23 protein-coding genes and 1 riboswitch are annotated in these 25,105 nt (G+C 64.3%); of the genes, 5 read left to right on the forward strand and 18 right to left on the reverse strand.

Going from position 1 to position 25,105, the window contains the following annotated elements; translation table 11 throughout:
* Nucleotides 1-32: 32 nt before the first annotated feature.
* Nucleotides 33-434, forward strand: coding sequence for an SRPBCC family protein (locus tag BRAD3257_RS37845; protein WP_122406070.1), 402 nt, complete (start codon nucleotides 33-35; stop codon nucleotides 432-434).
* 21 nt (nucleotides 435-455) lie between these two features.
* Here the strand turns inward: BRAD3257_RS37845 and BRAD3257_RS37850 are convergent, their stop codons facing one another.
* The 3 genes from BRAD3257_RS37850 to BRAD3257_RS37860 all read right to left on the reverse strand — a co-directional run bounded on the left by BRAD3257_RS37850 (nucleotide 456) and on the right by BRAD3257_RS37860 (nucleotide 3,846).
* A complete protein-coding gene (locus BRAD3257_RS37850) occupies nucleotides 456-1,898 on the reverse strand; it encodes an MATE family efflux transporter (protein WP_122406981.1) in 1,443 nt (480 codons plus the stop codon).
* 294 nt (nucleotides 1,899-2,192) lie between these two features.
* Nucleotides 2,193-2,606: a PAS domain-containing protein gene (locus BRAD3257_RS37855; protein ID WP_122406071.1), complete on the reverse strand. Its 414-nt coding sequence runs from the start codon at nucleotides 2,604-2,606 to the stop codon at nucleotides 2,193-2,195.
* A 103-nt stretch (nucleotides 2,607-2,709) separates the two neighbouring features.
* A complete protein-coding gene (locus BRAD3257_RS37860; RefSeq protein WP_122406072.1) occupies nucleotides 2,710-3,846 on the reverse strand; it encodes a 2'-deoxycytidine 5'-triphosphate deaminase in 1,137 nt (378 codons plus the stop codon).
* A gap of 80 nt (nucleotides 3,847-3,926) precedes the next feature.
* Nucleotides 3,927-4,006: riboswitch (SAM riboswitch) on the forward strand.
* A gap of 73 nt (nucleotides 4,007-4,079) precedes the next feature.
* Here BRAD3257_RS37860 and BRAD3257_RS37865 point away from each other — a divergent pair.
* Nucleotides 4,080-5,267: an O-succinylhomoserine sulfhydrylase gene (locus BRAD3257_RS37865; RefSeq protein WP_162500500.1), complete on the forward strand. Its 1,188-nt coding sequence runs from the start codon at nucleotides 4,080-4,082 to the stop codon at nucleotides 5,265-5,267.
* Between the two features lie 115 nt (nucleotides 5,268-5,382).
* Here the strand turns inward: BRAD3257_RS37865 and BRAD3257_RS37870 are convergent, their stop codons facing one another.
* Genes BRAD3257_RS37870 through BRAD3257_RS37880 form a run of 3 tightly spaced genes read right to left on the reverse strand, consistent with a single transcriptional unit; the run spans nucleotide 5,383 to nucleotide 8,423 of the window.
* Nucleotides 5,383-6,375 (reverse strand): SGNH/GDSL hydrolase family protein, encoded by a 993-nt coding sequence (locus tag BRAD3257_RS37870; protein WP_122406074.1) that lies wholly within the window; start codon nucleotides 6,373-6,375, stop codon nucleotides 5,383-5,385.
* A gap of 12 nt (nucleotides 6,376-6,387) precedes the next feature.
* On the reverse strand, nucleotides 6,388-7,167 hold the full coding sequence (locus BRAD3257_RS37875; protein ID WP_122406075.1) for an SGNH/GDSL hydrolase family protein: 780 nt from the start codon (nucleotides 7,165-7,167) through the stop codon (nucleotides 6,388-6,390).
* Nucleotides 7,167-8,423, reverse strand: a complete 1,257-nt coding sequence (locus BRAD3257_RS37880; RefSeq protein WP_122406076.1) for an OpgC domain-containing protein — start codon at nucleotides 8,421-8,423, stop codon at nucleotides 7,167-7,169. The genes BRAD3257_RS37875 and BRAD3257_RS37880 overlap by 1 nt, the downstream gene beginning before the upstream one ends.
* Nucleotides 8,424-8,619: 196 nt before the next feature.
* Here BRAD3257_RS37880 and apaG point away from each other — a divergent pair, with 196 nt between their 5' ends.
* Nucleotides 8,620-9,012: a Co2+/Mg2+ efflux protein ApaG gene (gene apaG, locus BRAD3257_RS37885; RefSeq protein WP_025033430.1), complete on the forward strand. Its 393-nt coding sequence runs from the start codon at nucleotides 8,620-8,622 to the stop codon at nucleotides 9,010-9,012.
* 553 nt (nucleotides 9,013-9,565) lie between these two features.
* On the opposite strand, the gene BRAD3257_RS37895 is transcribed toward apaG, so the two are convergent.
* The gene (locus BRAD3257_RS37895; protein WP_244607735.1) at nucleotides 9,566-10,528 is read right to left on the reverse strand and encodes an IS110 family RNA-guided transposase; all 963 of its coding nucleotides are present in this window, start codon (nucleotides 10,526-10,528) and stop codon (nucleotides 9,566-9,568) included.
* A 260-nt stretch (nucleotides 10,529-10,788) separates the two neighbouring features.
* Here BRAD3257_RS37895 and BRAD3257_RS37900 point away from each other — a divergent pair, with 260 nt between their 5' ends.
* Nucleotides 10,789-11,889, forward strand: a complete 1,101-nt coding sequence (locus BRAD3257_RS37900; protein ID WP_122402675.1) for an IS4 family transposase — start codon at nucleotides 10,789-10,791, stop codon at nucleotides 11,887-11,889.
* Nucleotides 11,890-12,662: 773 nt separating this feature from the next.
* Here BRAD3257_RS37900 and BRAD3257_RS37910 read toward each other — a convergent pair.
* The 3 genes from BRAD3257_RS37910 to BRAD3257_RS37920 form a co-directional block, all read right to left on the reverse strand.
* Nucleotides 12,663-13,670 carry an Hsp33 family molecular chaperone gene (locus tag BRAD3257_RS37910; protein WP_122406079.1) on the reverse strand — a complete coding sequence of 336 codons (1,008 nt, stop codon included), beginning with the start codon at nucleotides 13,668-13,670 and terminating at the stop codon, nucleotides 12,663-12,665.
* A 248-nt stretch (nucleotides 13,671-13,918) separates the two neighbouring features.
* A complete protein-coding gene (argF, locus tag BRAD3257_RS37915) occupies nucleotides 13,919-14,842 on the reverse strand; it encodes an ornithine carbamoyltransferase (protein ID WP_122406080.1) in 924 nt (307 codons plus the stop codon).
* Nucleotides 14,842-16,050 carry an aspartate aminotransferase family protein gene (locus BRAD3257_RS37920; protein WP_122406081.1) on the reverse strand — a complete coding sequence of 403 codons (1,209 nt, stop codon included), beginning with the start codon at nucleotides 16,048-16,050 and terminating at the stop codon, nucleotides 14,842-14,844. The genes argF and BRAD3257_RS37920 overlap by 1 nt, the downstream gene beginning before the upstream one ends.
* A gap of 461 nt (nucleotides 16,051-16,511) precedes the next feature.
* Between BRAD3257_RS37920 and BRAD3257_RS37925 the strand changes: the two genes are divergently transcribed.
* Nucleotides 16,512-17,024: a GcrA family cell cycle regulator gene (locus tag BRAD3257_RS37925; RefSeq protein WP_122406082.1), complete on the forward strand. Its 513-nt coding sequence runs from the start codon at nucleotides 16,512-16,514 to the stop codon at nucleotides 17,022-17,024.
* A gap of 26 nt (nucleotides 17,025-17,050) precedes the next feature.
* On the opposite strand, the gene BRAD3257_RS37930 is transcribed toward BRAD3257_RS37925, so the two are convergent.
* The 8 genes from BRAD3257_RS37930 to BRAD3257_RS37965 all read right to left on the reverse strand — a co-directional run bounded on the left by BRAD3257_RS37930 (nucleotide 17,051) and on the right by BRAD3257_RS37965 (nucleotide 25,061).
* Nucleotides 17,051-17,993 (reverse strand): IS630 family transposase gene (locus BRAD3257_RS37930; RefSeq protein WP_122400712.1). Its coding sequence is split into 2 segments (ribosomal slippage): nucleotides 17,051-17,656 and nucleotides 17,658-17,993, totalling 942 coding nucleotides; the frame shifts between segments, so codons are not numbered across the junction.
* Between the two features lie 337 nt (nucleotides 17,994-18,330).
* Complete coding sequence (gene phoB / locus BRAD3257_RS37935) at nucleotides 18,331-19,038, reverse strand: phosphate regulon transcriptional regulator PhoB (protein WP_008143479.1); 708 nt, start codon at nucleotides 19,036-19,038, stop codon at nucleotides 18,331-18,333.
* Nucleotides 19,039-19,053: 15 nt separating this feature from the next.
* Complete coding sequence (gene phoU / locus BRAD3257_RS37940) at nucleotides 19,054-19,770, reverse strand: phosphate signaling complex protein PhoU (RefSeq protein ID WP_122406083.1); 717 nt, start codon at nucleotides 19,768-19,770, stop codon at nucleotides 19,054-19,056.
* A gap of 11 nt (nucleotides 19,771-19,781) precedes the next feature.
* Nucleotides 19,782-20,603: a phosphate ABC transporter ATP-binding protein PstB gene (gene pstB / locus BRAD3257_RS37945; RefSeq protein WP_122406084.1), complete on the reverse strand. Its 822-nt coding sequence runs from the start codon at nucleotides 20,601-20,603 to the stop codon at nucleotides 19,782-19,784.
* Nucleotides 20,600-21,445: a phosphate ABC transporter permease PstA gene (pstA, locus tag BRAD3257_RS37950; RefSeq protein WP_122406085.1), complete on the reverse strand. Its 846-nt coding sequence runs from the start codon at nucleotides 21,443-21,445 to the stop codon at nucleotides 20,600-20,602. Before pstA ends, pstB begins: the two co-directional genes overlap by 4 nt.
* Nucleotide 21,446: 1 nt before the next feature.
* A complete protein-coding gene (pstC, locus tag BRAD3257_RS37955) occupies nucleotides 21,447-22,436 on the reverse strand; it encodes a phosphate ABC transporter permease subunit PstC (RefSeq protein WP_162500662.1) in 990 nt (329 codons plus the stop codon).
* Nucleotides 22,437-22,604: 168 nt separating this feature from the next.
* Nucleotides 22,605-23,618 (reverse strand): phosphate ABC transporter substrate-binding protein PstS, encoded by a 1,014-nt coding sequence (gene pstS / locus BRAD3257_RS37960; protein ID WP_122406982.1) that lies wholly within the window; start codon nucleotides 23,616-23,618, stop codon nucleotides 22,605-22,607.
* 144 nt (nucleotides 23,619-23,762) lie between these two features.
* Complete coding sequence (locus BRAD3257_RS37965) at nucleotides 23,763-25,061, reverse strand: ATP-binding protein (RefSeq protein WP_122406087.1); 1,299 nt, start codon at nucleotides 25,059-25,061, stop codon at nucleotides 23,763-23,765.
* Nucleotides 25,062-25,105 lie beyond the last annotated feature (44 nt).

Genomic DNA, 25,105 nt, shown 5'->3' on the forward strand with positions numbered 1-25,105 from the left:
GGCAACGACCTTTCGAAATCAAGGACGCTTTCATGGTCTCCATCCACAACGACATTCCCCTCCCCGCCTCCGCGCGCGACGTCTGGGACGCGGTGCGCGATTTCGGCGCGCTGCATCACCGGCTGGTGCCGGGCTTCGTTACGGCCTGCACGCTCGACGGCGATGCGCGCATCGTCACCTTTGCCAACGGCTCCGTGGCGCGCGAGGTGCTGGTCGATTGCGACGATGCGCGGCAGCGTCTCGTCTATGCGATCAACAACGAGCGGCTGAAGCATTACAGCGCCTCGGTGCAGGTCATTGCCGACGGCGAAGCGAGGTGCCGCCTCGTCTGGATCATCGACATGCTGCCGAACGAGCTCGCGCCTTACGTTCAGGGGCAGACGAAGGAGGCCGTGGCCGCCATGCAAAGGGCATTTCCAGCTGCGGCGGCCTAGCCCCCCATCGCCGTCACAGCGCTAGTCGGCAGCCGAAAGCGCCGGCCTGATCGCAGCTTTGGTCGCGCGTGGCCCCCAGCGCGTCAGCACCACGCTGGAGCACGACAGCAGGCCGAGCACGACCATCGAGCTCGCGGCCAGCCAGAAAAAGCTTTGCACGCTAGCGTCGTGCGTCGACAGCCACCAGCCGACGCCTGCGATGTAGATCAGCCGTGCCGTCTGCGCCAGCACCGGCCCGATCACCTTGGCCGCGCCTTGCGAGGAGAAATACATTGTCGTGGCAAGGCCAAAAAACGCGTAGAACGGCCCGACCGTCGAGAGATATTGATGGCTTGCCGCGCGCACGGCCACGCTGTCGGTGAAGATGTTGACCCAGAGATCTGGGAAGATCGCAACGAGGCACGCCGGCGCGCCGACCGCGGCGAAAGCGGCAGCACTGGCGGTCCAAGCGATGCGCCGGGCCCGCGCGATGCGGCCGGCGCCGATCGCCATGCCGACCATCGGCACACAGGCGATGCCGAACGAGAAAGCGATCGAGGTCAGCAGGAATTCGAGCCGCGCGCCGATGCCGTAACCGGCGAGGATCGCGGTGCCGAACTTCGCCAGCATGTGGGTGAAGATCGAGATCGTCAGCACCGATTGCAGCGGCGAGAAGCAGGCGATGGCGCCGACCTTCAGGATGTCGAAGAACATCGCCCGTTGGATACGAAGGCCTCGAAGCTTCGGCGCGACCCGCGCGCGGCCGGAGAACAGGTACCAGCCCATGATGCAGATGTTCATGGTGTAGGCAATCAGCGCGCCGGCCGCGACGCCGCGCATGCCGAGCTGCGGCACCGGGCCAAGCCCGAGGCCGAGCGTGCCGCCGAGCACGATCTGCCAGGCCGCGGAGTTGAGGATCAGGAACGACGGCAGCTTCATGTTGCCGGTGCCGCGCAAGATGCCCGCCATGGTGTTGAGCAGCCAGGGCAGCACAGCGCCGCCGAAAAACACCTGCGTGTAGGCGATCGCATGCGCCAGCACATTGCCGCGGCCGCCGAGCATTTCGAGCAGCCTGGGCCCGAAGATCAGCATGCCCAGCATGAAGACGAGACCGAAGCTGATGCCGATCAGCATCGCATGCACGGCGAGCGTGCCGGCACGCTCACGGTCGCCGGCGCCGAGCGCACGTGCGATGGCGGACGCCACAGCGCCGCCCATCGCGCCGCCGGACATGGTCATGGTCAGGATCACTGTCGGAAACACCAGCGCCATCGCCGCCAGCGCCTCGACGCCGAGCCGGCCCACGTAGGAGGTCTCGGCAATCACCACGCAGATGCCGGCCGACAGGCCGATCACGTTCGGCCAGGCGAGGGAGAGCAGCGTGCGCAGGATCGGCCCGTCGGTCAGCGCGCTCTTGACCTGCCGCGGAGGCGGCGGCAACGGGCGCTCGTGATCATCGACCGGAATCTCGGCGATGTCGGACATGTCCTCTCCCGGGCGCGAGCGCCATTTGCGGCGCGGCAATGAACAGGTGTGCCAATCAATTTCTTCGCGCGCAGGGCGCGGCAGGGGCTTGTTAGCACGGCGATTGCCGATTCCTCCTGCGCAGGGCGCAGGCGTGCCTTGCGGGAGCGCATTTCGATGAATGGAATTCGGCTCTCTCGTCTCCCTCTCCCCGTTCTTACGGGGCTTACGGGGAGAGGGAGGGGTGAGGCTCTGTCCGCGCAATCGGTGACGGCTATGCAGGGTGCCCTGCCACGGCGGCCCGGCAATTCCGCATCACGAATTTTGCGCAAGCCTGGCGGCCCGCTCGCTCTCGACGCGTTCGGTGACATCGCGTGCCATGGCGACCGATCCCCGCACTGTGCCATCAGTGTCCCGCACCAGCGCGAAGGTCATCTCGATGTAGAGCTTGCCCCCGCTCTTGTGCAGCGCGCGGGTCAGCGTCGGTTTGCCCGCAAGCTTCATCGTCCCGCTCGCGAGCGCGGCCTCGAAGCCTTTCCAGTGCGCCGCGCGCAGATGTTCGGGAATGATCAGATCGAGGTTCTGGCCGAGCGCTTCATCGGCGGAGAAGCCGAACAGGGCGGTCGATGCGCGATTCCAGCGCGTGATCGTGCCGGAGCGATCGGAATAGATCAGCGCGTCCGCGACGTCGTTGAGGATGTTTGCGTCGAGTTGGGATGGATCGGTCATGCCGAGACCTTATAGCCCTGATGGAGCGAAGCTAATCCGGGATCGCGCCACAAGTGAGGCCTTCTCGGAACGCGCTTGCGCTCGCCCGGACTACAGGATCGGGCTACACCCGAAAATGCTTCGATAGTTTGAGCCCCTGCGCCTGGTAGTTCGAACCGATGCGCTGGCCGTACATCGCGTCGGGACGCGCCAGCATCTTCTCGTAGACGAGGCGGCCGACGATCTGGCCGTGCTCGAGGATGAACGGCACCTCGCGCGAGCGCACTTCCAGCACGGCGCGCGCTCCTAGCCCGCCCGCACCGGCATAGCCGAAGCCGGGATCGAAGAATCCGGCATAGTGCACGCGGAATTCGCCGACCAAGGGATCGAACGGCACCATCTCCGCGGCGTAGTCGGGCGGCACCTGCACGGCTTCCTTGGAAGCGAGGATGTAGAACTCGCCGGGATCGAGGATCAGGCTGCCATCGGGGCGGGCCGAGATCGGCTCCCAGAAATCTTCCACCGCATAGCCGGAGCGACGGTCGACGTCGACGACGCCGGTGTGGCGCTTGGCGCGGTAGCCGACGAAGCCATTTGCCTTCTCGCCGGACAGATCCACCGAGACCGCAACGCCGCCCGAGAGATCGGCGTCGTCGATGTCGACAAGGCGCTCGGCCGCATGCAACGCGTCGAGCTCGTCGGCATTGAGGATGGCGTCACCGGTGCGGAAGCGGACTTGGGAGAGGCGCGAGCCCTCGCGCACCAGCACCGGAAACGTCTTCGGGCTGATCTCGGCGTAGAGCGGACCGTGATAGCCGGCCCCGATCATGTCGAAGCGGCGGGTGCCATCGGCAATCACGCGGGTGAAGACGTCGAGCCGGCCGGTCGAGCTCTTCGGGTTCGCAGCCGCGACGATCTCGGGCGGCAGCGCGAGGCTTTCGAGCAGCGGCACGATGTAGACGCAGTTGGTCTCCAGCACCGCGCCGTCAGCGAGGCTGAACTCGTGCAGCTTCAACTCGTCGATACGCTCCGCGACCGTGGCGCCGGGCCCCGGCAGGAAGCTGGCGCGAACGCGATAGGCGATGTCGCCAAGGCGCAGATCGAGGCTCGCCGGCTGGATCTGGCTCTCCACGAAGTCGTATGCGGGCAGGATGAGGCCTTCTTCCGCCATCGCCGCGATCATGCGGTCGGGCAGGATACCGTTGGCGTCGGCGGCGACCGTGAACGTCAACCGGGGGTCCTCATCAGGGGTCAAACGCATCCCGAAATGCGGGACATACCAGCCTTTTACGGCTAGCCGATGGACGCCTTGACGGAAAGGGGATTGCGGAATATGAGCATCACTTATCCCGTGGTGATTTGAGCCGGCCGGCTTGCAGCCACGTTAAATAAATCGCTAAACAGGCCGGGGACCTCTGTGATCCCGGCCAGTGGAGATATCCAGGCCGGTTTTTTTATGACCATTTTCGCCCAATGGTCATGTCGGAGGACCCTATGTCGAAGTCGCCTGCCAACTACCGCCCCGAAACCCGCCTGGTCCATTCCGGGACGCTGCGCTCGCAATATGGCGAGACGTCGGAGGCGCTGTTCCTGACGCAAGGCTATGTCTACGCCAGCGCGGAGGAGTGCGAGGCGCGGTTCAAGGGCGAGGATCCCGGCTTCATCTATTCGCGCTACTCCAACCCGACCATCGCGATGTTCGAGCGTCGCATGATCGAGCTCGAAGGCGCCGAGGCCGCGCGTTCGGCGGCGACCGGCATGGCGGCGGTGACGACCGCGATCCTGGCGCCACTGAAGGCCGGCGATCACGTGGTCGCTTCGCGCGCCCTGTTCGGCTCGTGCCTTTATGTCATCCAGGACCTGTTGCCGCGCTACGGCATCGAGACCACGCTGGTCGACGGGCTCGATCTCGACCAGTGGCAGCGCGCATTGAAGCCCAACACCAAGACGTTCTTCCTGGAGAGCCCGACCAACCCGACGCTGGACGTGCTCGACATTCCCGCGATCGCCGAGATCGCGCACAAGGGCGGCGCGCGGCTCGTGGTCGACAACGTGTTCGCGACCCCGATCTGGCAGAGCCCGCTCGCGCTGGGAGCCGACGTCGTCGTCTATTCCGCGACCAAGCATATCGACGGCCAGGGCCGGTGCCTCGGCGGCATCATCCTGTCCTCGGAAGCCTTCATCGCCGAGCACATCCACAATTTCATGCGCCAGACCGGCCCCTCGATCTCGCCGTTCAACGCCTGGGTCCTGCTCAAGGGCCTGGAGACGCTGGGCGTGCGCGTGCGCGCGCAGACCGACACGGCGGCGCGTATCGCCGAGGTGCTGGCAAGCCATCCCAAGATCTCGCGGCTGGTCTATCCCGGCCGCGCCGATCATCCGCAGGCGGCGCTGGTGAGGAAGCAGATGCGCGGCGGCTCGACGCTGGTCGGCTTCGAGGTCAAGGGCGGCAAGCAGGCCGCATTCCGCGTGCTCAACGAGCTGAAGCTTGCGAAGATCTCCAACAATCTCGGCGATGCCAAGAGCCTCGTCACGCATCCGGCGACCACGACGCATCAACGCCTGAAGCCGGAAGACCGCGCCGCGCTCGGCATCAGCGAGGGTTTCATCCGCTTCTCCGCGGGGCTGGAGCATGCGGACGATCTGATCGAGGATTTGACGGCGGCGCTGGAGAAGGCGTGAGGGAAGCGAAGGTCTCGTAGGATTGGCAAAGCGAAGCGTGCCCACCATTCTCGACTACAATGACGAGATGGTGGGCACGGCGCGGTGCGCCTTTGCCCAGCCTACGGCAGCGTGCCTACATCGGCCGGTACGTCCTCACGTCCGCGGGCACGTTCACACCGATCCTGATCTGGCCGACCGAACGAATGATGTCATCGCCGAGCAGCTGGGCGAAGCAGGCGTAGCCCCAATCGTTCATGTGCAGGCCGTCGGCGATCACGAAGCTCTCGACCGGGATCGATTGGTTCTCGTGCCAGTCGCGCATCACCTCGAAGCGCGGGAAGATGCCGACGTGACGGAGCTCGGCGACCTTGCCGAGCAGCTTCACCATCTTGCCGGCGCTCTCCTTACGCTGGTTGATGGCCGGCGAATATTGCGGATCGACCAGCACGATGTCGGCGCCACCGGCGGCCTGAATGCGGCTGATGCCGTCCTCGACTATCTTCGCGGTCTCGGCGGGATCGAGATTGCGCAGCACGGCGTTGGTGCCGACCTGCCAGATCACCAGATCCGGATGCACGTCGATCACCTGCGTCTGCAGGCGTTTCATCATCTCGGGTGCATCCTCGCCACCGACGCCGGCATTGACGACGGTGATGTCGGCGGTCGGATAATGCCGGCGCAGCTGCGCGGCGAGACGATTCGGATAATTGAATTCCGGCGAGCTCGCGCCGAATCCCGCGGTCGACGACGAGCCGAACGCGACGATGACGACGGGCTGGCCGGCGACGAGCTTGCTTGCGACATGCGGCAGCGAGCCCATGGCCTTCGAGCCGCCCTTCGGCGGCAGGCAGGGCACGCGGCTGAAGATGTCGGCGGCAGACTTTGCGACCTCCTTCACCTTGTCGATGGCGCGCGACGTGACCCCGCGCTGCTCGGACGACCTTGCGGCGACGGTGGTCTGGGAAGGCGAAGCGGACGCGGGATCAGCCGGCTGCGCGGGTGCGGGTGTCGCCTGTGCGGACTGCGATTGTGCACGTGACTGCGAGGCCGGCGTCAGCAACAACAGCACTGCGGCTGCGGGCGCGGCCAGCCATGACGTCAGGCAAAAAGGGCGGAGAGAACTCATTAACGCTAGACCTCAATTCTGCTGCTGGGCCGGCTCCAGATGAGCGGCGTCGATCACGAATTGTGCCAACGCCCGGCCAAGGCAATCATGGACCTGCTTCGCCAGCTCAGGCCCGTGGGATGGGCTGAACAGGTCGAACTGGCCCTGATCATTCCACTGCCGCATGATCGCGAAACGATCGAACAGCGGGATGTCGTGCTCCTGCGCCACCACGCGCATGTTATCGAGAAAAGGCTGCGCCGAGATCATGGTTTCGGTGCGCGGGCTGTACTGCAAATTCATCAAGACGACGTCAGCCCCTGTCTTTTGCAGCGCAACAACCCCGTCGGTCACCGCGCTACGAAATTCATCGGGATCGATGGATCGAATAGCATCCACGGTCCCGGTCTGCCAGATCACCAAAGTAGGCTTTCTTGCTTCCAGCAGCTTAACGAAGGTGGAGGCGGTCTCCTCTGCCGTCTTCTTGCTCTGTATTTCTACGGAGACGTGCACGACCTCGGACGGTGGCAGCTTCTCCTTCAGGATCGCCTCCATGCGCGCCGGGTATGAGCTGCTCTCCGACGACGGAATCGTGGTCGAGCGGCTGCCGATGACCAGGATGTCGAGCGGCTTGCCGGCCTTGACGGCGTCGGCAACCTTGGGCAGCTGGCTTTCGCTGGTCAGCAGATAGGGCGGCAATTCGCAGGCTGCGGGCGCATGGGAAGCGACAGGCGCAGCATCGCCCGCACGCGCCACAGGCGCGGCGAGGCCACCGCATAGCAGGATCAGGCTCAGGAGAACCTTCGCCTTCATCAGCCCCCTCCCGCCAGATCGGCGTTGCCGACGGCGTTTTTGGTTTTCGCACCGCTCTTGTCAGCCACGCGCTTGTACCACGAAATCACCCAGGCCACGCCCCACATGATCAGGATCCCGGAGAGACTAATCAGCGCATGCATGGCTGCGCCGCCGGAGACTTCGGCGAGAATAAAATGGCCGGCGAAGGCCAGGAACACCCCGAGACAGAAGATCTCGAGGGAATGCTGACCACATAGAATCAATGGTCGCAGCCAGCGCGATTTCAAGCCCGGCCAATCCCGGGGCAGGAAGCGCACGGTGAGCGCGGCGAGCGCCAGGAAATGCGTGAAGCGCAGCACGTCGAGGTCGGTCTTGTCGATCGGATACATCCACTGCTCGATCCGCTTCGGCATGAACTGTGAGAGCTGCGGCACGTACCAGGTCAGCGTCACGTAGAACGCCGCGACGAGATAGGCGATCGAGATCCACATGGTCACCGGCGAGGCCAGGATACGCGACATGCGGCGCGCACCTCCGAGCGCGCACCATGCACCGAAGACGAAGAGCAATTGCCATGCCAGGGGATTGAAGGCCCAGAAGCCGTTCGGATAGGCCGAGAAGTAGAGGTCGTATTCCCACGTCACGGCATAGAGCACCACCGAGAGGCCGAGCGTGACGTCTGGCTTCCACTTCATCGACCACAGGATCAAGGGTAGCGCCAGCATCAGCACGATATAAAGCGGCAGCACGTCCATGTTGACGGGGCGGAAGCGCAAGAGCAGCGCCTGCACGATGGTGACGTCGGGCTGCTTGAGGAAGTCCATGATGCCCATCTCTTCGGTGTAGAGGGGGTTCTCGAATCTGGTCGCCACGTAGGAGATTTCGGCGAGGAAGATCGTGAACAGGAAGACGTGGGCGACATAGATCTGCCAGACCCGGCGCAGGATGCGCGCGGTGGCGATGACGAATCCGCCCTCCAACATCGCCCTGCCGTAGACGAAGGCCGCGGTATAGCCCGAGATGAAGATGAAGATCTCGGTGGCGTCGCTGAAGCCGTAATTGCGGATGGTAAACCAGGTGAGCAGGCTCGTCGGCAGATGGTCGATGAAGATCAGCCACAGCGCGAGGCCGCGGAACAGATCGAGCCGGAGCTCGCGCTCGCCGACGGCGGGCAGCGTGATGGCCGGCGCGGCGGCGCGCGGCTTGGCCTCTGCGGGTTTGACTTCCGCGGTTCCCGAGATCGTCGATCCCGTCACTTGGTCGGCAATGGTCATCGGGGGCCTAACAACCCTTCCGCAAATCGCGACGTTGAAGGAGTTTAATGGTCCGGCTGTCGTCTCGCAAAGCGGCCGGATCACATAAGGGTGTCTCGCTTGGGAGCGTCCTTCCCCTCGAATTCTGGCGGGACGATGTCGCCAAAGCCACCCGCGGCGTTTGGTTCCCCGGCCGGATTTCGGTATGATGGCAGCCATGTACCGCGCCGTGACCCGCCAGATCGAAGTGACCGTCGAGCCGAACTTTGTTCCGGAGCAGTCGTCGGCCGACCGCTCGCGCTACTTCTGGTCCTATACCATCGTCATCACCAATTCGGGCGAGGAGACCGTGCAGCTCAAGACGCGGCACTGGATCATCACCGATGCCTCCGGCCGCCAGCAGGAGGTGAAGGGCGAGGGCGTGGTCGGCGAGCAGCCGATCCTGGCCCCCGGCGAGCGCTTCGAATACACCTCCGGCGTGCCGCTCTCGACCGCCTCGGGCTTCATGACCGGCCGCTACCAGATGGTCAGCGAAACCGGCGAGCGGTTCGAGATCGACGTGCCGACATTCTCGCTGGACAGCCCGGACAGCAAGCGGGTTTTGAATTAACGGCGCATCGTTCACCTCGTCCCGGACAGGCTGTCGCGCGGAAGCGCTGCGGCGCCGAGCCGGGACCCCGGGCAACAGGGCGCGGTGCGGCGACATGAGCCCCGGCTCTGCAGCGCATCACTCCGGACGATACTTTGCATTGCCGGGCACGCTGCGCTGCGTCCGGGGCACGCGAGAGGCGTGTGGTACACGCTCTCCCCTCCTCGTCATTGCGAGGAGCCCTTGCGACGAAGCAATCCTGAATCCCGCCGCGGAAAGATTCTGGATTGCTTCGCTGCGCTCGCAATGACGGAGTGTGAGGTGACAGCGTGTGCGTGGCTGCAGACATGCCTTCGCGTCCTCGCGGCGCAATTCGCCCGAGCTTTGCTTGATCGCTCCACCCTCTGAAAGCCAAGAGCAACTGTGGCGAAGTAGCCCGGCGATCGGCCGGCCTCAAGGCTGGCGCTGGCGCGCCCCCGCCTGCGGCGGCTGACGGCCTTGACCCCGTCCGCTCACCGGTCTGTTGGCTTTGCATGCGCTCGGCCGAGGTCCGAGCGCGAGATAGGCGCGCTCGTCAGGCCACCCTGTATTTCTTCGGATCCCACGTCTCGCCGCGCGCGATCATGGTGTTGAGGATGATGATCAGCTTGCGCATGCAGGCGACGATCGCGACCTTTGGCGGCTTGCCCTTGGCAATCAGCCGTTCGTAGAAGGCCTTGAACACCGGATTGTTCAGCGTTGCGGCACCGACACAGGGCATGTAGAGGGCATTTCGCACCCAGCGGCGGCCACCCTTGATGCAGCGTTCACCTCGACGTTTGCCGCTATCATCGTCATAAGGAGCAACGCCCATCAACGCGGCGGCAACTTCGTCGCTCACCTGCCCCAGCTCCGGTAGTCCTCCAAGCAGCGCCATTGCGGTCCCCTCAGCAAAGCCTGGTACGCTCTGGATGATCTCGGCGCGTTTGGCAAAGTCCGGCGTTGTCTTGATCGTCGCCGCGATCGCGGTCTCGAGCGCGGCGATTTCGTCAGCCAGCTTCTTAAGAAGACGCGCGCGAGCCTTCTGAACAAGGGCCGGCGCCTCATGCTCCTTCTGCATTTCCAGGCGAGCCCTGACGTCAAGCAGGCCTTGGCGTCCCTTCACCAGTGCCTTCATCTCCTCGTGAGCGGGATTGTCGACTTGGCTGGGAGCCTCGCCGAATGTCTCGGCGAACCAGGAGATCATCTCCGCGTCGATCTTGTCATTTTTCGCAAGGCGTCCCGCCGATTCCGCAAAGTGGCGAACCCGTTTGGGATCGACGATCCGTACTTCCAGCCCTGCTTGGCGCAACGCCTTGGCCCATACCCGCTCGTAGCCGCCGCTTGCCTCCATCACTGCCTTGCCGACCTGATGCTTGCGAAGCCATGCAATCAAGCTCCGTCGCCCCGCCGCGGTTGTTGGGCAAGTCTTCCGCTCCGTTACGGTCCGAATGCACGCATCAATCTTGTCTTTAGCGACATCGATGCCGACGACAACCAGATCGTCTTGTGTCATCATCCACTCCCTTCCTTGCCTGGTACGGGCTCGCAGCCCTTGCAACTGTTCGGGTTCAGGAAGACACCGGAGCTGTCCCTTGCTCTTTAGCAGGCTCTGTCGCCTTTGGGCGCAACGGGCTCAGTTCCGGCAACGGGCGGTTCTGATCCAACCGCCCGTTGCCACATTCTGGCAGATTTCGGGGACACAAGGGCGCAGGGAAGACCGGCATAGGCGTTAAGTTTGTTCTTGAGTGTTGGAATCACACGTGATTCCAAGGCGGGATGGCAGACGAATCGCTTCTGAACGAGGACTGGACGAGAGTGGTTACGCAGCTCGGCGGGGCTGCGCAGCTTGAAATAAGTGCGCGCCAGACGAAGGCTTTCGTGCGGCGGCGCCAAATTCCAGATGCGGTGTCGTTACTTCGGCTGATGCTGGCCTATTGTCTGGGTGAAAGAGGGTTGAGATCGACAGCCGCGTGGGCCGCTTCTGTTGGCCTTGCCGACCTCAGCAGCGTGGCGTTGTTCTATCGCCTGCGTCAATGTGGCGATTGGTTTGCAGTGCTGGTGGAGGGCTTGCTCGCTGCGGCAGCCCCGAAAGCGAGCCGAGGCCGCCTGATCCGCATTATCGATGCGACGACAGTGCCTCAGGCAGGACCGGCTGCGCGCAGGAACAGTGAGCTTTGGCGCGTTCATAGTGCATTCGATCTGCCATATGAGCGCTTTGGTCACTTCGAGCTGACAGATCAGCAAGAAGGCGAAACGTTTGACCGGATACCGGTGGTCAAGAACGAGATCCGCATTGCTGACCGCGCTTATCTACAACCTGACCGCATCGCCGCTGTGCGCGACGCCGGGGCAGACGTTTTGATCCGAGCGGGCTGGAAGAACGCACGTTGGCTTGATGCCAAAGGCCTTGCGTTCGATCTGATGGCCCAATTGCGTGCGGCGAAGGCGCACGGACTGATCGATCGGAGGATTTGGATCAAACGCAAGGACGGTGCGCCTCTGGCTATGCGTCTGGTCGCAGTCAAGAAGCCCGCCGGTGCAGTCGCGGCTTCGCGCCGTAAAGCCCGGCGCGACGCACAAGACGAAAACCGCGTCATCTCCAAAGAAACTCTGGAAGCCGCGGATTGGGTCATTCTGGTCACGTCGCTCGCGCGGGACGAGTTCTCCACCAAGGATGTACTCGCGCTCTATCGACTGCGATGGCGCATCGAACTTGGCTTCAAGCGACTGAAGAGTCTGATTGGTCTCAAGACGCCACCTGGAACCGATCCGCGCTCCGCCAAGCCCTACTTGCTGGCACACCTCTTGATCATCCTGCTGCTCGAGCCGCTTGCCCGCGACTTCGAGGACTCTCCCCGCTGGACGCAGGCCGCCTGACGGCACCTGGCGCTTGGCGTGTTTTGCAACAACTCGTTGCATCCTTGCTACAAGCGATCATTCCACAACCAACCATCCGTTGCTTTCGCCGCAGAAAGCGAGCGCTTGGGCGGCACCTGCGCGAGCCTCCTCGAAAACGTCCGTATCAATCGATGCTCGCGCTACCTTAACGCCTATGGGGAAGACCGGGTGCTGACCTCGCACCCGCGGTCTGCTGCGCGAAAGGATCGCGCAAAAAGACCGCACAGCAGCATACAGGTGGAGCCAATCACTCGGCCTTCCCTGCGCGATGGTCGGACGGCTTATGCCGCGCTCTCCTGGGAGCCGAATTCCTTCTGGCCTCCCTCGCGCTCGCGGAATTCACCAGCACCGCGCCGGTTGACGCGACTGCCGCCTCCGCAAGAGCTTGACCGTAGCAACGACGGCCAGGACCACACGGTTTTGCCGTACGCACGGTTCGTTGGCGCCACAGGGTTCGACGGCGTTGTGCACGTTGCCACCGAAATGCTGACGCGACGAACCTGACAGCGCCGCTCGTCCGCACGAAGCCTCGGGCTCACGGAGAGCAATCCGCCCTGCCCTTGACATCTCGTACACGACGCTGCTGCGTCCACCGCAAGCCCGGCTCGCGACAATGACGACCTCATGATCGCCCCTCGAGAATGAGCCGGGATGGGCGATACATACGCCAATTCCGAATTTCGGTAAAGCGGAATATCTTTGCGTGACGGGATTGACAGAGGGCGACACAGGCTACGGGCTACGGACGCCGTCTACGCGCCCCCCACGCCCGCCTCGTGCGGCGTGAACTGGTACACCGACGAGCAGAACTCGCAGGTGACGACGACCTTGTCGTCCTTGACCATGGCGGCGCGGTCGTCGGGCGAGAAGCTCTTGAGCATCGAGGCGACAGCATCGCGCGAGCAGGAGCACCGCGCATCGAGAACCTGCGGATTGAACACGCGCACGCCGCGCTCGTGGAAGAGGCGGAACAGCAGCCGCTCGCCCGAGAGCTCGGGATCGATCAGCTCGACGTCCTCGACGGTCTCGATCAGCGAGCGCGCCTCGACCCAAGCGTCGTCCTCAGTGACGCTGTGCGCCTCGGTGCCTTCGGGCGCATCGCCGGGATGCAGATCGGCCTGACGTGCGCGCTCCGGCGCCTTGGGCAGAAACTGCATCAGCATGCCGCCGGCGCGCCAGCGATGCTTGCCGCCGTCGCTACTGCGCCACTCCTCGCCGACCGCGAGACGCACGCGCGTCGGGATCTGCTCGGAACGCAGGAAATATTCGTGGGCAGCGTCTTCGAGGCTGCCGCCGTCGAGCGCGACCAACCCCTGGTAACGACTCATGTCGGGGCCCTGGTCGATGGTCATGGCGAGATGGCCGCGGCCGAGCAGCGCGCCGGAATCCTTCGCCGTGCCCAAGCGCGAGGCATCGAAGCGGGCATAGGCGCGCAGATGGTCCGGCGACTTGTAGTCCACCACCAGGAACGACACCGGGCCGTCGGTCTGGGCCTGAAGAATGAAGCGGCCCTCGAATTTGAGCGCCGAGCCGAGCAGCGTCGTCAGCACGATGGCCTCGCCGAGCAGCTTGCCGACCGGCGCCGGATAGTCGTGCTTGGTGAGAATGTCGTCCAGCGTCGGACCAAGCCGCACCAGGCGCCCGCGCACGTCGAGCGCGTCGACCTCGTAAGGCAGCACGGCGTCGTCGATTGGAACCGCCGATGGTGCGCGAACCGGGCCTTCAGGCCCGGTTTTCATGTCAGGGGATTGGGAAACCATGGCGCTTTATCTGGGGTCAGAGAGTGGGAAATGGAAGGGGGGTGAAGAGCCCCAAACTCAGTGTCGTCCCGGGCAAGCGCAAGCGCAGATCCGGCATCCATAACCACAGGATTGGATGATAGCGCGAGCCGAGAACTCCGAGTCCTCGCGGATCGGGGCTCCGCTCTAGACAACGCTGCGCGTCGTCGGGCGCTGCGCTTGTCCGGGACGACGAATAGTATTTGCGGCCGGCGAAACGCCAACCCCCGCTACTTCACCGCGTCGAAGCACCAGGCCAGAATGCCTTTCTGGGCGTGCAGGCGGTTTTCGGCCTCGTCGAACACGACCGATTGCGGGCCATCGATCACCTCGTCGGTGACCTCCTCGCCGCGATGGGCGGGCAGGCAGTGCATGAACAGCGCGTCGGGCTTGGCGAGCGACATCAGCTTGGCATTGACCTGGTAGGGCTTGAGAACGTTGTGGCGGTGCTCACCCTCCTTGTCGCCCATCGACACCCAGGTGTCGGTGACGACGCAATCGGCGCCGCGCACCGCGGCTTCCGGATCGTTGCCGAGCACGATCGGCGCGCCAGTCGCCTTGATCCAGTCGCGCATCGCCTTTTTCGGCGCGAGCTCCGGAGGCGTTGCGACGTTGAGCTGGAATTTGAAACGCTCGGCGGCATGGGCCCAGGACGCCAGCACGTTGTTGTCGTCGCCGGTCCAGGCCACGGTCTTGCCCTCGATCGGGCCGCGATGCTCCTCATAAGTCATGAGGTCGGCCATCACCTGGCACGGATGCGAGCGCCGCGTCAGGCCGTTGATGACGGGCACGGTGGCGTTGGCCGCAAGCTCCAGCAGCGCATCGTGATTGAGGATGCGGATCATGATGGCGTCGACATAGCGCGACAGCACGCGCGCGGTGTCGGCGATGGTCTCGCCGCGGCCGAGCTGCATCTCGGCGCCGGTGAGCATGATCGCCTCGCCGCCGAGCTGGCGCATGCCGACGTCGAACGAGACGCGGGTGCGGGTCGAGGGACGCTCGAAAATCATCGCCAGCGTCTTGCCTTCGAGCGGTCTCACCGGCTGATGCGCCTTCTGCTTCGCCTTCATGGCGGAAGAGGCGGCGAGCATGCTCTTGAGCTCCGACAGCGGCAGCTCGTTGATATCCAGAAAGTGCTTCGGCGACTTGCTCATCAACTTGCCACCCGCTTGGTCTGACTGGACGAGATCGCAGCGCAGGCGCGCTCCAACCGTCCGACGCTGTCCTCGATCTCCGCCTCGGTGACGATCAAGGGTGGCAGGAAGCGCACGACATTGTCGCCAGCCCCGACCGTGAGCAGTTTTTGGCCGCGCAGCGCCGCGACGAGATCGCCCGAGGGCACCACGGCCTTGATGCCGATCAGGAGGCCCTCGCCACGCACCTCGCTGACGACATCGGGATGACGGTCGATCACGGAGGCGAGCTTCTGCTTGAGCAGCAGCGACATCTTCTGCACGTGGTCGAAGAAGCCGGGCTTGAGCATGACGTCGAGCACGGCGTTCGCAGCCGAGATCGCGAGCGGATTGCCGCCGAAGGTCGAGCCGTGCGAGCCGGGCCCCATGCCAGCGGCCGCCTCCGCGGTCGCCAGCACCGCGCCGATCGGGAAGCCGCCGCCGAGCGCCTTGGCGAGCGACATCACGTCGGGCGTGACGCCGGTGCGCCGATAGGCGAAGAGATCGCCGGTGCGGCCCATGCCGGTCTGCACCTCATCGAAGGCGAGCAATATGCCGTGCTCGTTGCAGAGCTCGCGCAGCGCCTTCAGGAAGCCGGGAGGCGCAGAACGAACGCCACCCTCGCCCTGGATCGGCTCGATCAGGATGCCGGCGGTGTGCGGGCCGATCGCCTTCCTCACGGCGTCGAGGTCGCCATGTGGCACTTGGTCGAACCCGTCCATCGGCGGACCGAAGCCCTCGAGATATTTTGCAGATCCGGTGGCGGCGAGCGTCGCCAGCGTGCGGCCGTGGAAGGCGCCCTCGAAGGTGATGATGCGGTAGCGATCCGGATGTCCCTCGGAGAAGTGATGATGGCGCACCAGCTTGATCACGCCTTCCAGTGCCTCGGCGCCGGAATTGCAGAAGAACACGAAGTCCGCGAAGCTTTCCTTGCACAGACGCGCCGCGAGCTTCTCGCCGTCCGGGCTCTGGAACAGGTTCGACATGTGCCAGAGCTTCGTCGCCTGCTCCTGCAACGCCTTGACCAGCGCGGGATGGACATGGCCGAGCGCATTCACCGCCACGCCCGAGGTGAAATCGAGATAGCGGTCGCCATTGGCCGCGATCAGCCAGCAGCCTTCGCCGCGCTCGAAACCGAGGTCGGCCCTGGCGAAAACGGGAAGCAAATGCGGCGCGGCGCTGTCAGTCATGACGTCACTTGAATGTTGCGGACGGTGTGAGACGTGCATTGCGCAACGCACCATCAACCGGCCCCGGAAAACGAAACGTGCCGCCTTTTAAGGGCGGCACGTGAGACTATCTTATGCCTGGCAAGACGGGTGTCAATGCCGCCCGGAAAGCCTCGCGAAACGCTGAATCCGTAGTCTTGCGGTGCCGATTTTGCGGGGTTTTCACCACGGAACATGTGGAAGCGAGTCGGCGGACTCTTGCGCGGGAGTCACGCCATATTGTAGCGTTTGGACTGTCAGATACGACATCTCGTGCAGCGGTTCTGATCCCAAGAGTCCTCATGTACCGGCGTAAACGTTCGGGCGTCCTTGAGCGCGCCCGGCGAGCCTTAAGGGATTCGGGCGGCACGGGTTTTTCAAGGCTTTAGGCATTCGCTGCGAAGGCCAGAGGTTGGCAGGCGCGCAGCGAGGGAAAGGGTGCAATGACGGTTTTGACCTGGTCCGATGATCGCGTCGAGCAGCTGAAAAAGCTCTGGGAGGCCGGACTTTCGGCCAGCCAGATCGCGGCGGAGCTCGGCAATGTGACCCGCAATGCCGTGATCGGCAAAGTGCATCGGCTCGGTCTGTCCGGCCGCGCCAAGAGCCCTTCATCGGCAGCGCCCCGGCCGCGCAAGGCACGGCCCGCGCAGCACATGATGCGGGTGACCCGCCCCGTCGCACGCGGCAACACCGCGCTGGCGCAGGCCTTCGAGGTCGAGGTGGAGGCCGAACCTGTCACCTACGACAACGTGGTGCCGATGAGCCAGCGGCTGTCGCTGCTGGAATTGAACGAGGCGACCTGCCACTGGCCGGTCGGCGATCCCTCGAGCCCGGATTTCTTCTTCTGCGGCGGCAAGGCGCTCTCCGGCCTGCCCTACTGCGCACAGCATTCGCGCGTGGCCTATCAACCCACAGCGGATCGCCGCCGCGCGCCGGCGAAGCCGGGCACGCGGTGAGTTTGTTGATCTAGAGCATGATGTTTTTATACGGAAACATAGCCTGAGTTTTTGAAGTAGTTGGTGCACTCCTCCTTGGAGAAGAGATCGAGGAGTTCACCAACCTTTCTCCAGGTTGCCTCCACGTCACGGGGCTCGGCAGCTCGCATGAGATGTTTGAGTTTGGCGAAGACCTGCTCGATCGGATTGAGGTCCGGGCTGTAGGGCGGCAAGAAGATGCGGTGGGCGCCTCTGGCGCGGATGGCTTGGCGAGCCGCTTTGCCCTTGTGGCTGCCAAGATTGTCGAGAACGACGATCTCACCCGGTGCGAGGGTGGGTGCCAACACCTTCTCGACGTACAGCGTGAAGAGCTCACCATTGATGGGACCATCAATCACCCAAGGCGCGCTGATCCGATCGTGACGCAGCGCCGCGATGAAGGTCATTGTCTTCCAATGGCCGAAAGGTGCAGAGGCTTGGAGGCGCTGCCCGCAATGCCCCCAGCCGCGCAGTGGTGCCATATTGGTTTTGATCCACGTCTCGTCGATAAACACCAACCGCGCGACGTCGATCCTGCCTTGATGTGCTTTCCAGCGGGTCCGCTTACGGGCGACGTCGGGACGATCCTGCTCGGCTGGTAGAATCGTTTTTTTTGAAGCTGAGCCCTTCGGTGTGAACAAAAGTCCACACCGCCCGCACGTCTGTCTTGATCCCGCGTGCAGCCAGTTCCTGCGTCAGCTTGCGCAAAGTGAATGGCCCCGAGCGAATGCGTTTGCGCAGCCAGTCGGCGTTGGCATCCGACAGAACCCGCTTCTTGTGGCCGCCGATTTGGCCAGGTGACAGGCCTCCGGTATCCCGTCTCAGATTCTTCCACTTCGTCACGCAGGAGGCGCTGATCTGGAGCGCCTCGGCAATCGAACGAACTGTTTCTCCCGCGTCAGCTCGCGCCAAAGCCCGTTCCCGGATGTCTTCCGAATAGGGTCGCGTCATCCATGCCGGCCTCCGCCCTCCAGCATGGATGTTGAATCAGAAATCGCTCCCGGTGGGAATCCCGATTCCAGCCAAAAACAACATGCTCTAGCTGATTGCAACGACGGCGCCGTCACACGCTGACGGCTCAACATACCCGAAGTCGTCCCGGCAAGCGCGCCACAAGCGCGCGCAGATCCGGGACCAATAGCCACCGCAAGACGTGGTTACGGGGACTCCGAGTTACCCTTTCGCAAAACAATCACGTCCTGTCGTTATGGGTCCCGAATCTGCGCGCGCTTGTCCGGGACGACACTGAGGCTATGGCAGCAGCCCGCTAAAGCAACGCCAGCAAACCCTACGTCTGCTCTGCCTTCGCGAAACGATCGTCCAGCGCATAGCCGGCGCCGCGAACGGTGCGGATCGGGTCCTGCTCGCGGCCGAGATTGAGCAGCTTGCGCAGGCGGCCGATATGGACGTCGACGGTGCGCTCGTCGATGTAGATGTCGCGGCCCCAGACACTGTCGAGCAGCTGCTCGCGCGAGAACACGCGGCCGGGATGCTCCAGGAAGAACTCCAAGAGGCGATATTCGGTCGGGCCGAGATCGATCGGCCGGCCCGAACGCGCCACGCGGCGCTTGTCGCGATCGAGCTCGATATCGCCATAGGCGAGCACGGTCGCGAGCCGCTCGGGGCTCGCGCGCCGCAAGAGGCCCTTCACGCGCGCGAGCAGCTCCGGCACCGAGAACGGCTTGACGATGTAGTCGTCGGCACCGGTCGCAAGTCCACGCACCCGCTCGCTCTCCTCGCCGCGCGCGGTGAGCATGATGATCGGCAGCTGCTTGGTCTCGGGACGGGTACGAAGCCGCCGGCACAGCTCGATGCCTGACAGGCCCGGCAGCATCCAGTCGAGCACGATCAGATCGGGAATGTGCTCCTTGAGGCGGGTGTCGGCGTCATCGCCGCGCATCACCGTCTCGACGTCATAGCCGTCGCCTTCGAGGTTGTAGCGGAGAAGCTCGGTGAGAGCTTCCTCGTCCTCAACCACCATAATGCGTGCGCCCATGTTGTCGTCGCTCCCTTAGGTATTCGGCACCGTCGTGGCGAAGGTCGTCATGTCGCCCTTCGGCCGCTTGTCGGTGATCGCCTGGCCCTCGATCATGTAGAACACGGTCTCGGCGATGTTGGTGGCGTGATCGCCGATCCGCTCGATGTTCTTGGCGCAGAACATCAGGTGGATGCAGAACGAGATGTTGCGCGGGTCCTCCATCATATAGGTGAGGAGTTCGCGGAACAGCGAGGTGCAGATGGCGTCGACCTCCTCGTCGCCCTTCCACACCGCCATCGCCGCCGGCAGATCGTGCGCGGCATAGGCGTCCAGCACCGACTTGACCTGCTGCTGCACGAGATCGGTCATGTGTTCCAGGCCGCGGAACAGCTTGAGCGGATGGAAATCCGTCTCCAGCGCGGCGACGCGCTTGCCCATGTTCTTGGCGAGGTCGCCGATGCGCTCCAGATCGGTCGCGACGCGCATGGCGCCGACGATCTCGCGCAGATCCACCGCCATCGGCTGGCGGCGGGCGATGGTGAGCACGGCACGCTCCTCGATGCGTTTCTGCAGCGCGTCGAGCTCGGCATCGGTGGTGACGACGCGCTGCCCGAGCGTGACGTCGCGGCGGATCAGCGCGTCGACGGAATCGACGATCATGCGCTCGGCGATGCCGCCCATCTCGGCGACCAGGCGGGTGAGCTCCTGGAGGTCGGTGTCGAAGGCCTTTGCGGTATGTTCAGAACCCATGTTCCGTCTCCTCAGCCGAACCGGCCGGTAATGTAATCCTGCGTGCGCCGGTCGCTCGGCGACGTGAATATCTTGCTGGTGTCGTCGAACTCGATCAACTCGCCGAGATACATGAAGGCCGTCTTGTCGGAGACGCGCGCCGCCTGCTGCATGTTGTGGGTGACGATCGCGATCGTGTAGTTCTCGGACAGTTCCTGGATCAGCTCCTCGACCTTGGCGGTCGAGATCGGGTCGAGCGCCGAGCAGGGCTCGTCGAACAGGATCACCTCGGGCCGCACTGCGACGGTGCGGGCGATGCAGAGGCGCTGCTGCTGGCCGCCGGAGAGCGACAGGCCGGAGGCATTGAGCTTGTCCTTGACCTCGTTCCACAGCGCGCCGCCGCGCAGCGCCTTCTCGACGCGGTCATCCATCTCAGACTTCGAGATCTTCTCATACAGACGAATGCCGAAGGCGATGTTCTCATAGATCGTCATCGGGAACGGTGTCGGCTTCTGGAACACCATGCCGACCCGCGCCCGCAGCAGGTTGAGATCCAGCTTGGGGTCGAGGATGTTGGTGTGGTCGAGCAGCAGCTGGCCGGTGGCGCGCTGGCCCGGATAGAGATCGTACATCCTGTTGAAGATGCGCAGCAGGGTCGACTTGCCGCACCCAGACGGGCCGATGAACGCCGTGACACGGTTGGTGCCGAGCGCCAGGTTGATGTTCTTCAGCGCGTGGTGCTCGCCGTAGTAGAAATTCAGGTTGCGCGCGGTGACCTTGGCGGGCGCCTCGGGCAGCAGCTGCGAGCCGGGATGAACGGTCGGCGCGCTCACGGAAACAGACATTTCACTCATTTTGCAGTCCTCTCGGCGCCGATGATGCGCGCGCCAATGTTCAGGGCAAGCACGGTCAGGGTGATCAGCAGCGCGCCGCTCCAGGCGAGCTGCTTCCAGTAGGCGTAGGGGCTCTGCACGAAGTTGTTGATGGTGACCGGCAGGTTGGCCATCGTCTTGTTCAGGCCAAGGCTGAAGAACTGGTTCGACAGCGCAGTGAACAACAGCGGCGCGGTCTCGCCGGCGACGCGGGCCGTGGCGAGCAGCACGCCGGTGATGAGGCCGGAGCGCGCGGCGCGATAGGCGATCCGCTTGATCACCAGCGAGCGCGGCAGGCCCAGTGCGCTGGCGGCTTCGCGCAGCGGGTTCGGCACCAGCAGCAACATGTCTTCCGTGGTGCGCACCACGACCGGAATCACGATGACGGCGAGCGCGAGGCTGCCTGCGATCGCCGAGAAGCCGCGCATCGGCACCACCACCGCGCCGTAGATGAACAGGCCGATGATGATCGAGGGCGCCGACAAGAGGATGTCGTTGATGAAGCGGATCACCGAGGTCAGCTTGTCGTTGCGGCCGTATTCGGCAAGATAGGTGCCGGCGAACAGGCCGAGCGGCGCGCCGATGCCGACGCCGAGCACGGTCATGATCAGCGAGCCGACGATGGCGTTGAGCAGGCCACCCTCGGTCGAGCCCGGCGGCGGCGTATTCTCGGTGAAGACCTGAAGATTCAGGCCGGACAGGCCGTTGTAGAGCAGCGTGATCAGGATCAGCGCGAGCCAGGTGACGCCGAAGGCGGCGGCGCCGATGCAGAGCCCGCGGATGATGATGTCCTTGCGGCGGCGGCGTGCGTAAATCGGGCTCATGTCACTTCCCCGCCTTCTGTTCCAGACGCAGCAGCATCAACCGCGCGGCCGCGAGCACGAAGAACGTCAGCACGAACAGGAGCAGGCCGAGCAGGATCAGGCCGGACTGATGCAGGCCGTCGCTCTCGGCGAACTCGGAGGCGATCGCTGCCGAGATCGTGGTGCCCGGGGCGAAGATCGACGAGGAGATGCGGAACGAGTTGCCGATGATGAAGGTCACCGCCATGGTCTCGCCGAGCGCGCGGCCCAGCGCCAGCATGACGCCGCCGATGATGCCGACGCGGGTGTAGGGGATCACCACGCTGCGGACGACTTCCCAGGTGGTGCAGCCGACGCCATAGGCGGCTTCCTTCAAGACCGGCGGCACAGTCTTGAACACGTCGACCGAGATCGAGGTGATGAAAGGCAGCACCATGATGGCGAGGATCAGCGCGGCGTTGAACAGGCTGAGATAGGACGGAGGACCTGCGAAGATCGCGCCCAGCACGGGAACACCGTCGAACACCCGGATCATGAAGGGCTGGAAGGTGTTGGCCAGGAACGGGCCCAGCACGAAGAAGCCCCACATGCCGTAGATGATCGAGGGAATGCCGGCGAGCAGCTCGACCGCCATGCCGATCGGGCGGCGCAGCCATTGCGGGCAGAGCTCGGTGAGGAAGATGGCAATGCCGAGACCGACGGGAATCGCGATCAGCATCGCGATGAAGGAGGTGACGAGCGTACCGTACATCGGCCCGAGCGCGCCGAGCACGGGCGGATCGGCCGACGGCGCCCAGCGCTGCGTCCACAGGAAGGAGATGCCGTATTCCTTCATCGCCGGGAACGCACCGACGATCAGCGAGATGATGATGCCGCCGAGGATCAGCAGCACCGAGATGGCGGACAACCGCGTGATCCAGTAGAAGGTGACGTCGCCGAGCTTGAACGCGCTCAAGGCCTTGGCGCGGTCATACGGTCCGGCGTCGTCGATTACATCGCTCTGAACGGCCATCTCTGCCACGCCGATCCCCTGTACCAAAGAATACACGTTTTATTGGGTCTCGTGCCCCGGACGCGGTGCGAAGTGCCGCGCCGCGTCCAGGGCCCAGTTCTTGTGGGTCCCGGCTCTGCGGAGCAGCACTTGCGTGCTGCACCGCGTCCGGGACGCGAGAGGAGAGCCTCAGCTCTTGATCTCGGCAGCCCAGGTCTTCTCGATCAGCTGGACGACGCTGTCCGGCATCGGGATGTAGTCGAGCTCCTCGGCCGCCTTGCCGCCGTTCTTGAAGGCCCAGCGGAAGAACTTGATGGCTTCCTGCGAGGCCGCCTTGTCGGTGGCTTCCTTGTGCATGAGGATGAAGGTCGCTGCGGTGATCGGCCAGGACTTGTCGCCGGGCTGATCGGTCAGGATGACGTAGTAGCCGGGCGCCTTGGCCCAGTCGGCGTTGGAGGCGGCCGCCTGGAAGGCTTCGACGGTCGGCTGCACCGGCTTGCCGGCCTTGTTGACGAGACCGGTGTAGGTCAGCTTGTTCTGCTTGGCATAGGCATACTCGACATAACCGATCGAGTTCTTGGTCTGGCTGATGTTGCCCGACACGCCTTCGTTGCCCTTGGCGCCGACGCCGACCGGCCACTCGACCGCGGTGCCCTCGCCGACCTTACTCTTCCAGTCCGCGCTGGCCTTGGAGAGATAGTTGGTGAAGTTGAAGGTGGTGCCCGAGCCGTCCGAGCGGCGGACCACGGTGATCGGCTCCGACGGCAGCTTCACGTTCGGATTGAGCTTCTTGATCGCGGCGTCGTCCCACTTGGTGATCTTGCCGAGATAGATATTGGCCAGGATCTCGCCATCGAACACCATCTCGCCGGGCTTCACGCCCTCGATGTTGACGACGGGAACGATGGCGCCCATCACCATCGGCCACTGGACGAGGCCGTCCTTCTCGAGCTGCTCGGCCTTGAGCGGCGCGTCGCTGGCGCCGAAGGTCACGGTCTTGGCCTGGATCTGCTTGATGCCGCCGCCCGAGCCGATCGACTGGTAGTTCAGACCGTTGCCGGTCTCTTTTTTGTAGGCGTCAGCCCATTTCGAATAGATCGGGAACGGGAACGTCGCGCCGGCACCGGTGATATCGGCCGCAAAGGCTGCCGTCGTCGATGCGGCGACCAAGCCGGCAGCGACGATCGTTTTGAGGAAATTCATGCTGGTCTCCATACAGGGGAGCGAAGCGCCATCCGCGCCCGATCGCGCTCCCCGCACCGCCCCTTTAGGAACGGTCGGCTGTGCTTTTACGAAGGTTTCGTGACAGTTGGATGACACAATCAAGCGATTGAAATCGCTAGAATTTCAGGCCTGCACCGAAGTCCTCGCCTGGGGAAAACAGGCCGTGAAAGTGGCGCCCTGCCTAGGCACGCTTTCGATCAGAAGCCGGCCGCGGTGGCGGTTAAGAATATGTTTCACCAGCGATAATCCGAGCCCGGTGCCGCCTTGCGAGCGGCTGTCGCCGACGTCGACCCGGTAGAAGCGCTCGGTCAACCGCGGCAGGTGCTCCGGCGCAATGCCCGGGCCGAAATCGCGGACCATGACGCGGATTTCCTGACCTCCGTCAGCGGCCGCGCTTGATGTCAGCGACACGATGACGCGTCCGCCCGAGGCCCCGTATTTGAGCGCGTTCTCGATCAGGTTCTCGAACAGGCGGAGTAGCTCCTCGCGGTCGCCCGCGATCATCACCGGCGGCTCCGGCAGATGGATCTCGACCTCGACCTGGCGCTCACGTGCCAGTGGCTCGAGCCCGTCGGCGACCTGGCGGATGATCGGCACGAGATCGACCAGGGTGTCGGGGCGGACATGGGCCGACAACTCGACCCGCGACAACGACAGGAGATCGTCGATCAGGCGCGCCATGCGGGTGGCCTGGTTGTGCATGATGCCGAGGAAGCGTTCCCGCGCCTTCGGATCGTCCTTGGCCTGGCCCTGCAGGGTGTCGATGAAGCCCGACAGCGCGGCTAGCGGCGTGCGCAGCTCGTGGCTGGCATTGGCGACGAAGTCGGCGCGCATTTCCTCGACCCGGCGCAGCGGCGTCTGATCGTGGAAGGTCATCAGCATGCACTTGTCGGCGCCCCCGAAGCTGGTCGGCACCGGCACCGGCGTGATCATGAGCTCCATCCATCGATCGACCGGAACATGGTCGAGATAGGTCGCGCGCCGCGGCTCCGTGGTCGCGATCGCCTCGCGCAGCGCCGTGATGATCTCCGGCGAGCGCAGCGCGAACTGGGCGAGCTCGTTCCGGCGCAGCGCCGGCGCGAGCTGGGCGGCGGCGGCGTTGAGGTGGATGACGCGGCCGGCGCGGTCGAGCAGCACCGCCGGATCGGGCATGCCGGCGACCACGGCGGCCACCGCCGCGCTCTCGACCGGGTTGATGCGGCTGACGTCGTCGCGGGAAGCGGCAGGATCGTGCAGCCGCCACGGGATCAGGGCAGCCGCCGCGATGCAGAGGAACACGATTGCGGCGTGCAGCGCCGACAATTCGCCGAGCGAGACCACGACGGACAGCGCCAGCGCCGCGGCGATCAGGATGATGGTCGAGTGCCGCAGCCGATCGGACCAGGGCTGGGCGGAGGGAGAAGATGGGGCATCGATCGCCACGGGACGGGCTTCTCCTGGAGGACTTGTCCTAAGGACTTGGCACC

The sequence above is a fragment of the Bradyrhizobium vignae genome (genome assembly GCF_900324035.1).
Lineage (GTDB): Bacteria > Pseudomonadota > Alphaproteobacteria > Rhizobiales > Xanthobacteraceae > Bradyrhizobium > Bradyrhizobium vignae.

Excerpts from the sequence above, each read along its gene's own strand:
- BRAD3257_RS37875 (WP_122406075.1), bottom strand. The coding sequence starts at position 7,167 with ATGAAGGCGAAGGTTCTCCTGAGCCTGATCCTGCTATGCGGTGGCCTC.
- phoU (WP_122406083.1), bottom strand. The coding sequence starts at position 19,770 with ATGGGTTCTGAACATACCGCAAAGGCCTTCGACACCGACCTCCAGGAG.
- BRAD3257_RS37860 (WP_122406072.1), bottom strand. The coding sequence starts at position 3,846 with ATGCGTTTGACCCCTGATGAGGACCCCCGGTTGACGTTCACGGTCGCC.
- BRAD3257_RS37910 (WP_122406079.1), bottom strand. The coding sequence starts at position 13,670 with ATGGTTTCCCAATCCCCTGACATGAAAACCGGGCCTGAAGGCCCGGTT.
- argF (WP_122406080.1), bottom strand. The coding sequence starts at position 14,842 with ATGAGCAAGTCGCCGAAGCACTTTCTGGATATCAACGAGCTGCCGCTG.
- BRAD3257_RS37880 (WP_122406076.1), bottom strand. The coding sequence starts at position 8,423 with ATGACCATTGCCGACCAAGTGACGGGATCGACGATCTCGGGAACCGCG.
- phoB (WP_008143479.1), bottom strand. The coding sequence starts at position 19,038 with ATGGGCGCACGCATTATGGTGGTTGAGGACGAGGAAGCTCTCACCGAG.
- apaG (WP_025033430.1), top strand. The coding sequence starts at position 8,620 with ATGTACCGCGCCGTGACCCGCCAGATCGAAGTGACCGTCGAGCCGAAC.
- pstB (WP_122406084.1), bottom strand. The coding sequence starts at position 20,603 with ATGAGTGAAATGTCTGTTTCCGTGAGCGCGCCGACCGTTCATCCCGGC.
- BRAD3257_RS37850 (WP_122406981.1), bottom strand. The coding sequence starts at position 1,898 with ATGTCCGACATCGCCGAGATTCCGGTCGATGATCACGAGCGCCCGTTG.
- pstA (WP_122406085.1), bottom strand. The coding sequence starts at position 21,445 with ATGAGCCCGATTTACGCACGCCGCCGCCGCAAGGACATCATCATCCGC.
- BRAD3257_RS37920 (WP_122406081.1), bottom strand. The coding sequence starts at position 16,050 with ATGACTGACAGCGCCGCGCCGCATTTGCTTCCCGTTTTCGCCAGGGCC.
- pstC (WP_162500662.1), bottom strand. The coding sequence starts at position 22,436 with ATGGCCGTTCAGAGCGATGTAATCGACGACGCCGGACCGTATGACCGC.
- BRAD3257_RS37870 (WP_122406074.1), bottom strand. The coding sequence starts at position 6,375 with ATGAGTTCTCTCCGCCCTTTTTGCCTGACGTCATGGCTGGCCGCGCCC.
- BRAD3257_RS37865 (WP_162500500.1), top strand. The coding sequence starts at position 4,080 with ATGTCGAAGTCGCCTGCCAACTACCGCCCCGAAACCCGCCTGGTCCAT.
- BRAD3257_RS37845 (WP_122406070.1), top strand. The coding sequence starts at position 33 with ATGGTCTCCATCCACAACGACATTCCCCTCCCCGCCTCCGCGCGCGAC.
- BRAD3257_RS37895 (WP_244607735.1), bottom strand. The coding sequence starts at position 10,528 with ATGATGACACAAGACGATCTGGTTGTCGTCGGCATCGATGTCGCTAAA.
- BRAD3257_RS37855 (WP_122406071.1), bottom strand. The coding sequence starts at position 2,606 with ATGACCGATCCATCCCAACTCGACGCAAACATCCTCAACGACGTCGCG.
- BRAD3257_RS37925 (WP_122406082.1), top strand. The coding sequence starts at position 16,512 with ATGACGGTTTTGACCTGGTCCGATGATCGCGTCGAGCAGCTGAAAAAG.
- BRAD3257_RS37900 (WP_122402675.1), top strand. The coding sequence starts at position 10,789 with ATGGCAGACGAATCGCTTCTGAACGAGGACTGGACGAGAGTGGTTACG.
- pstS (WP_122406982.1), bottom strand. The coding sequence starts at position 23,618 with ATGAATTTCCTCAAAACGATCGTCGCTGCCGGCTTGGTCGCCGCATCG.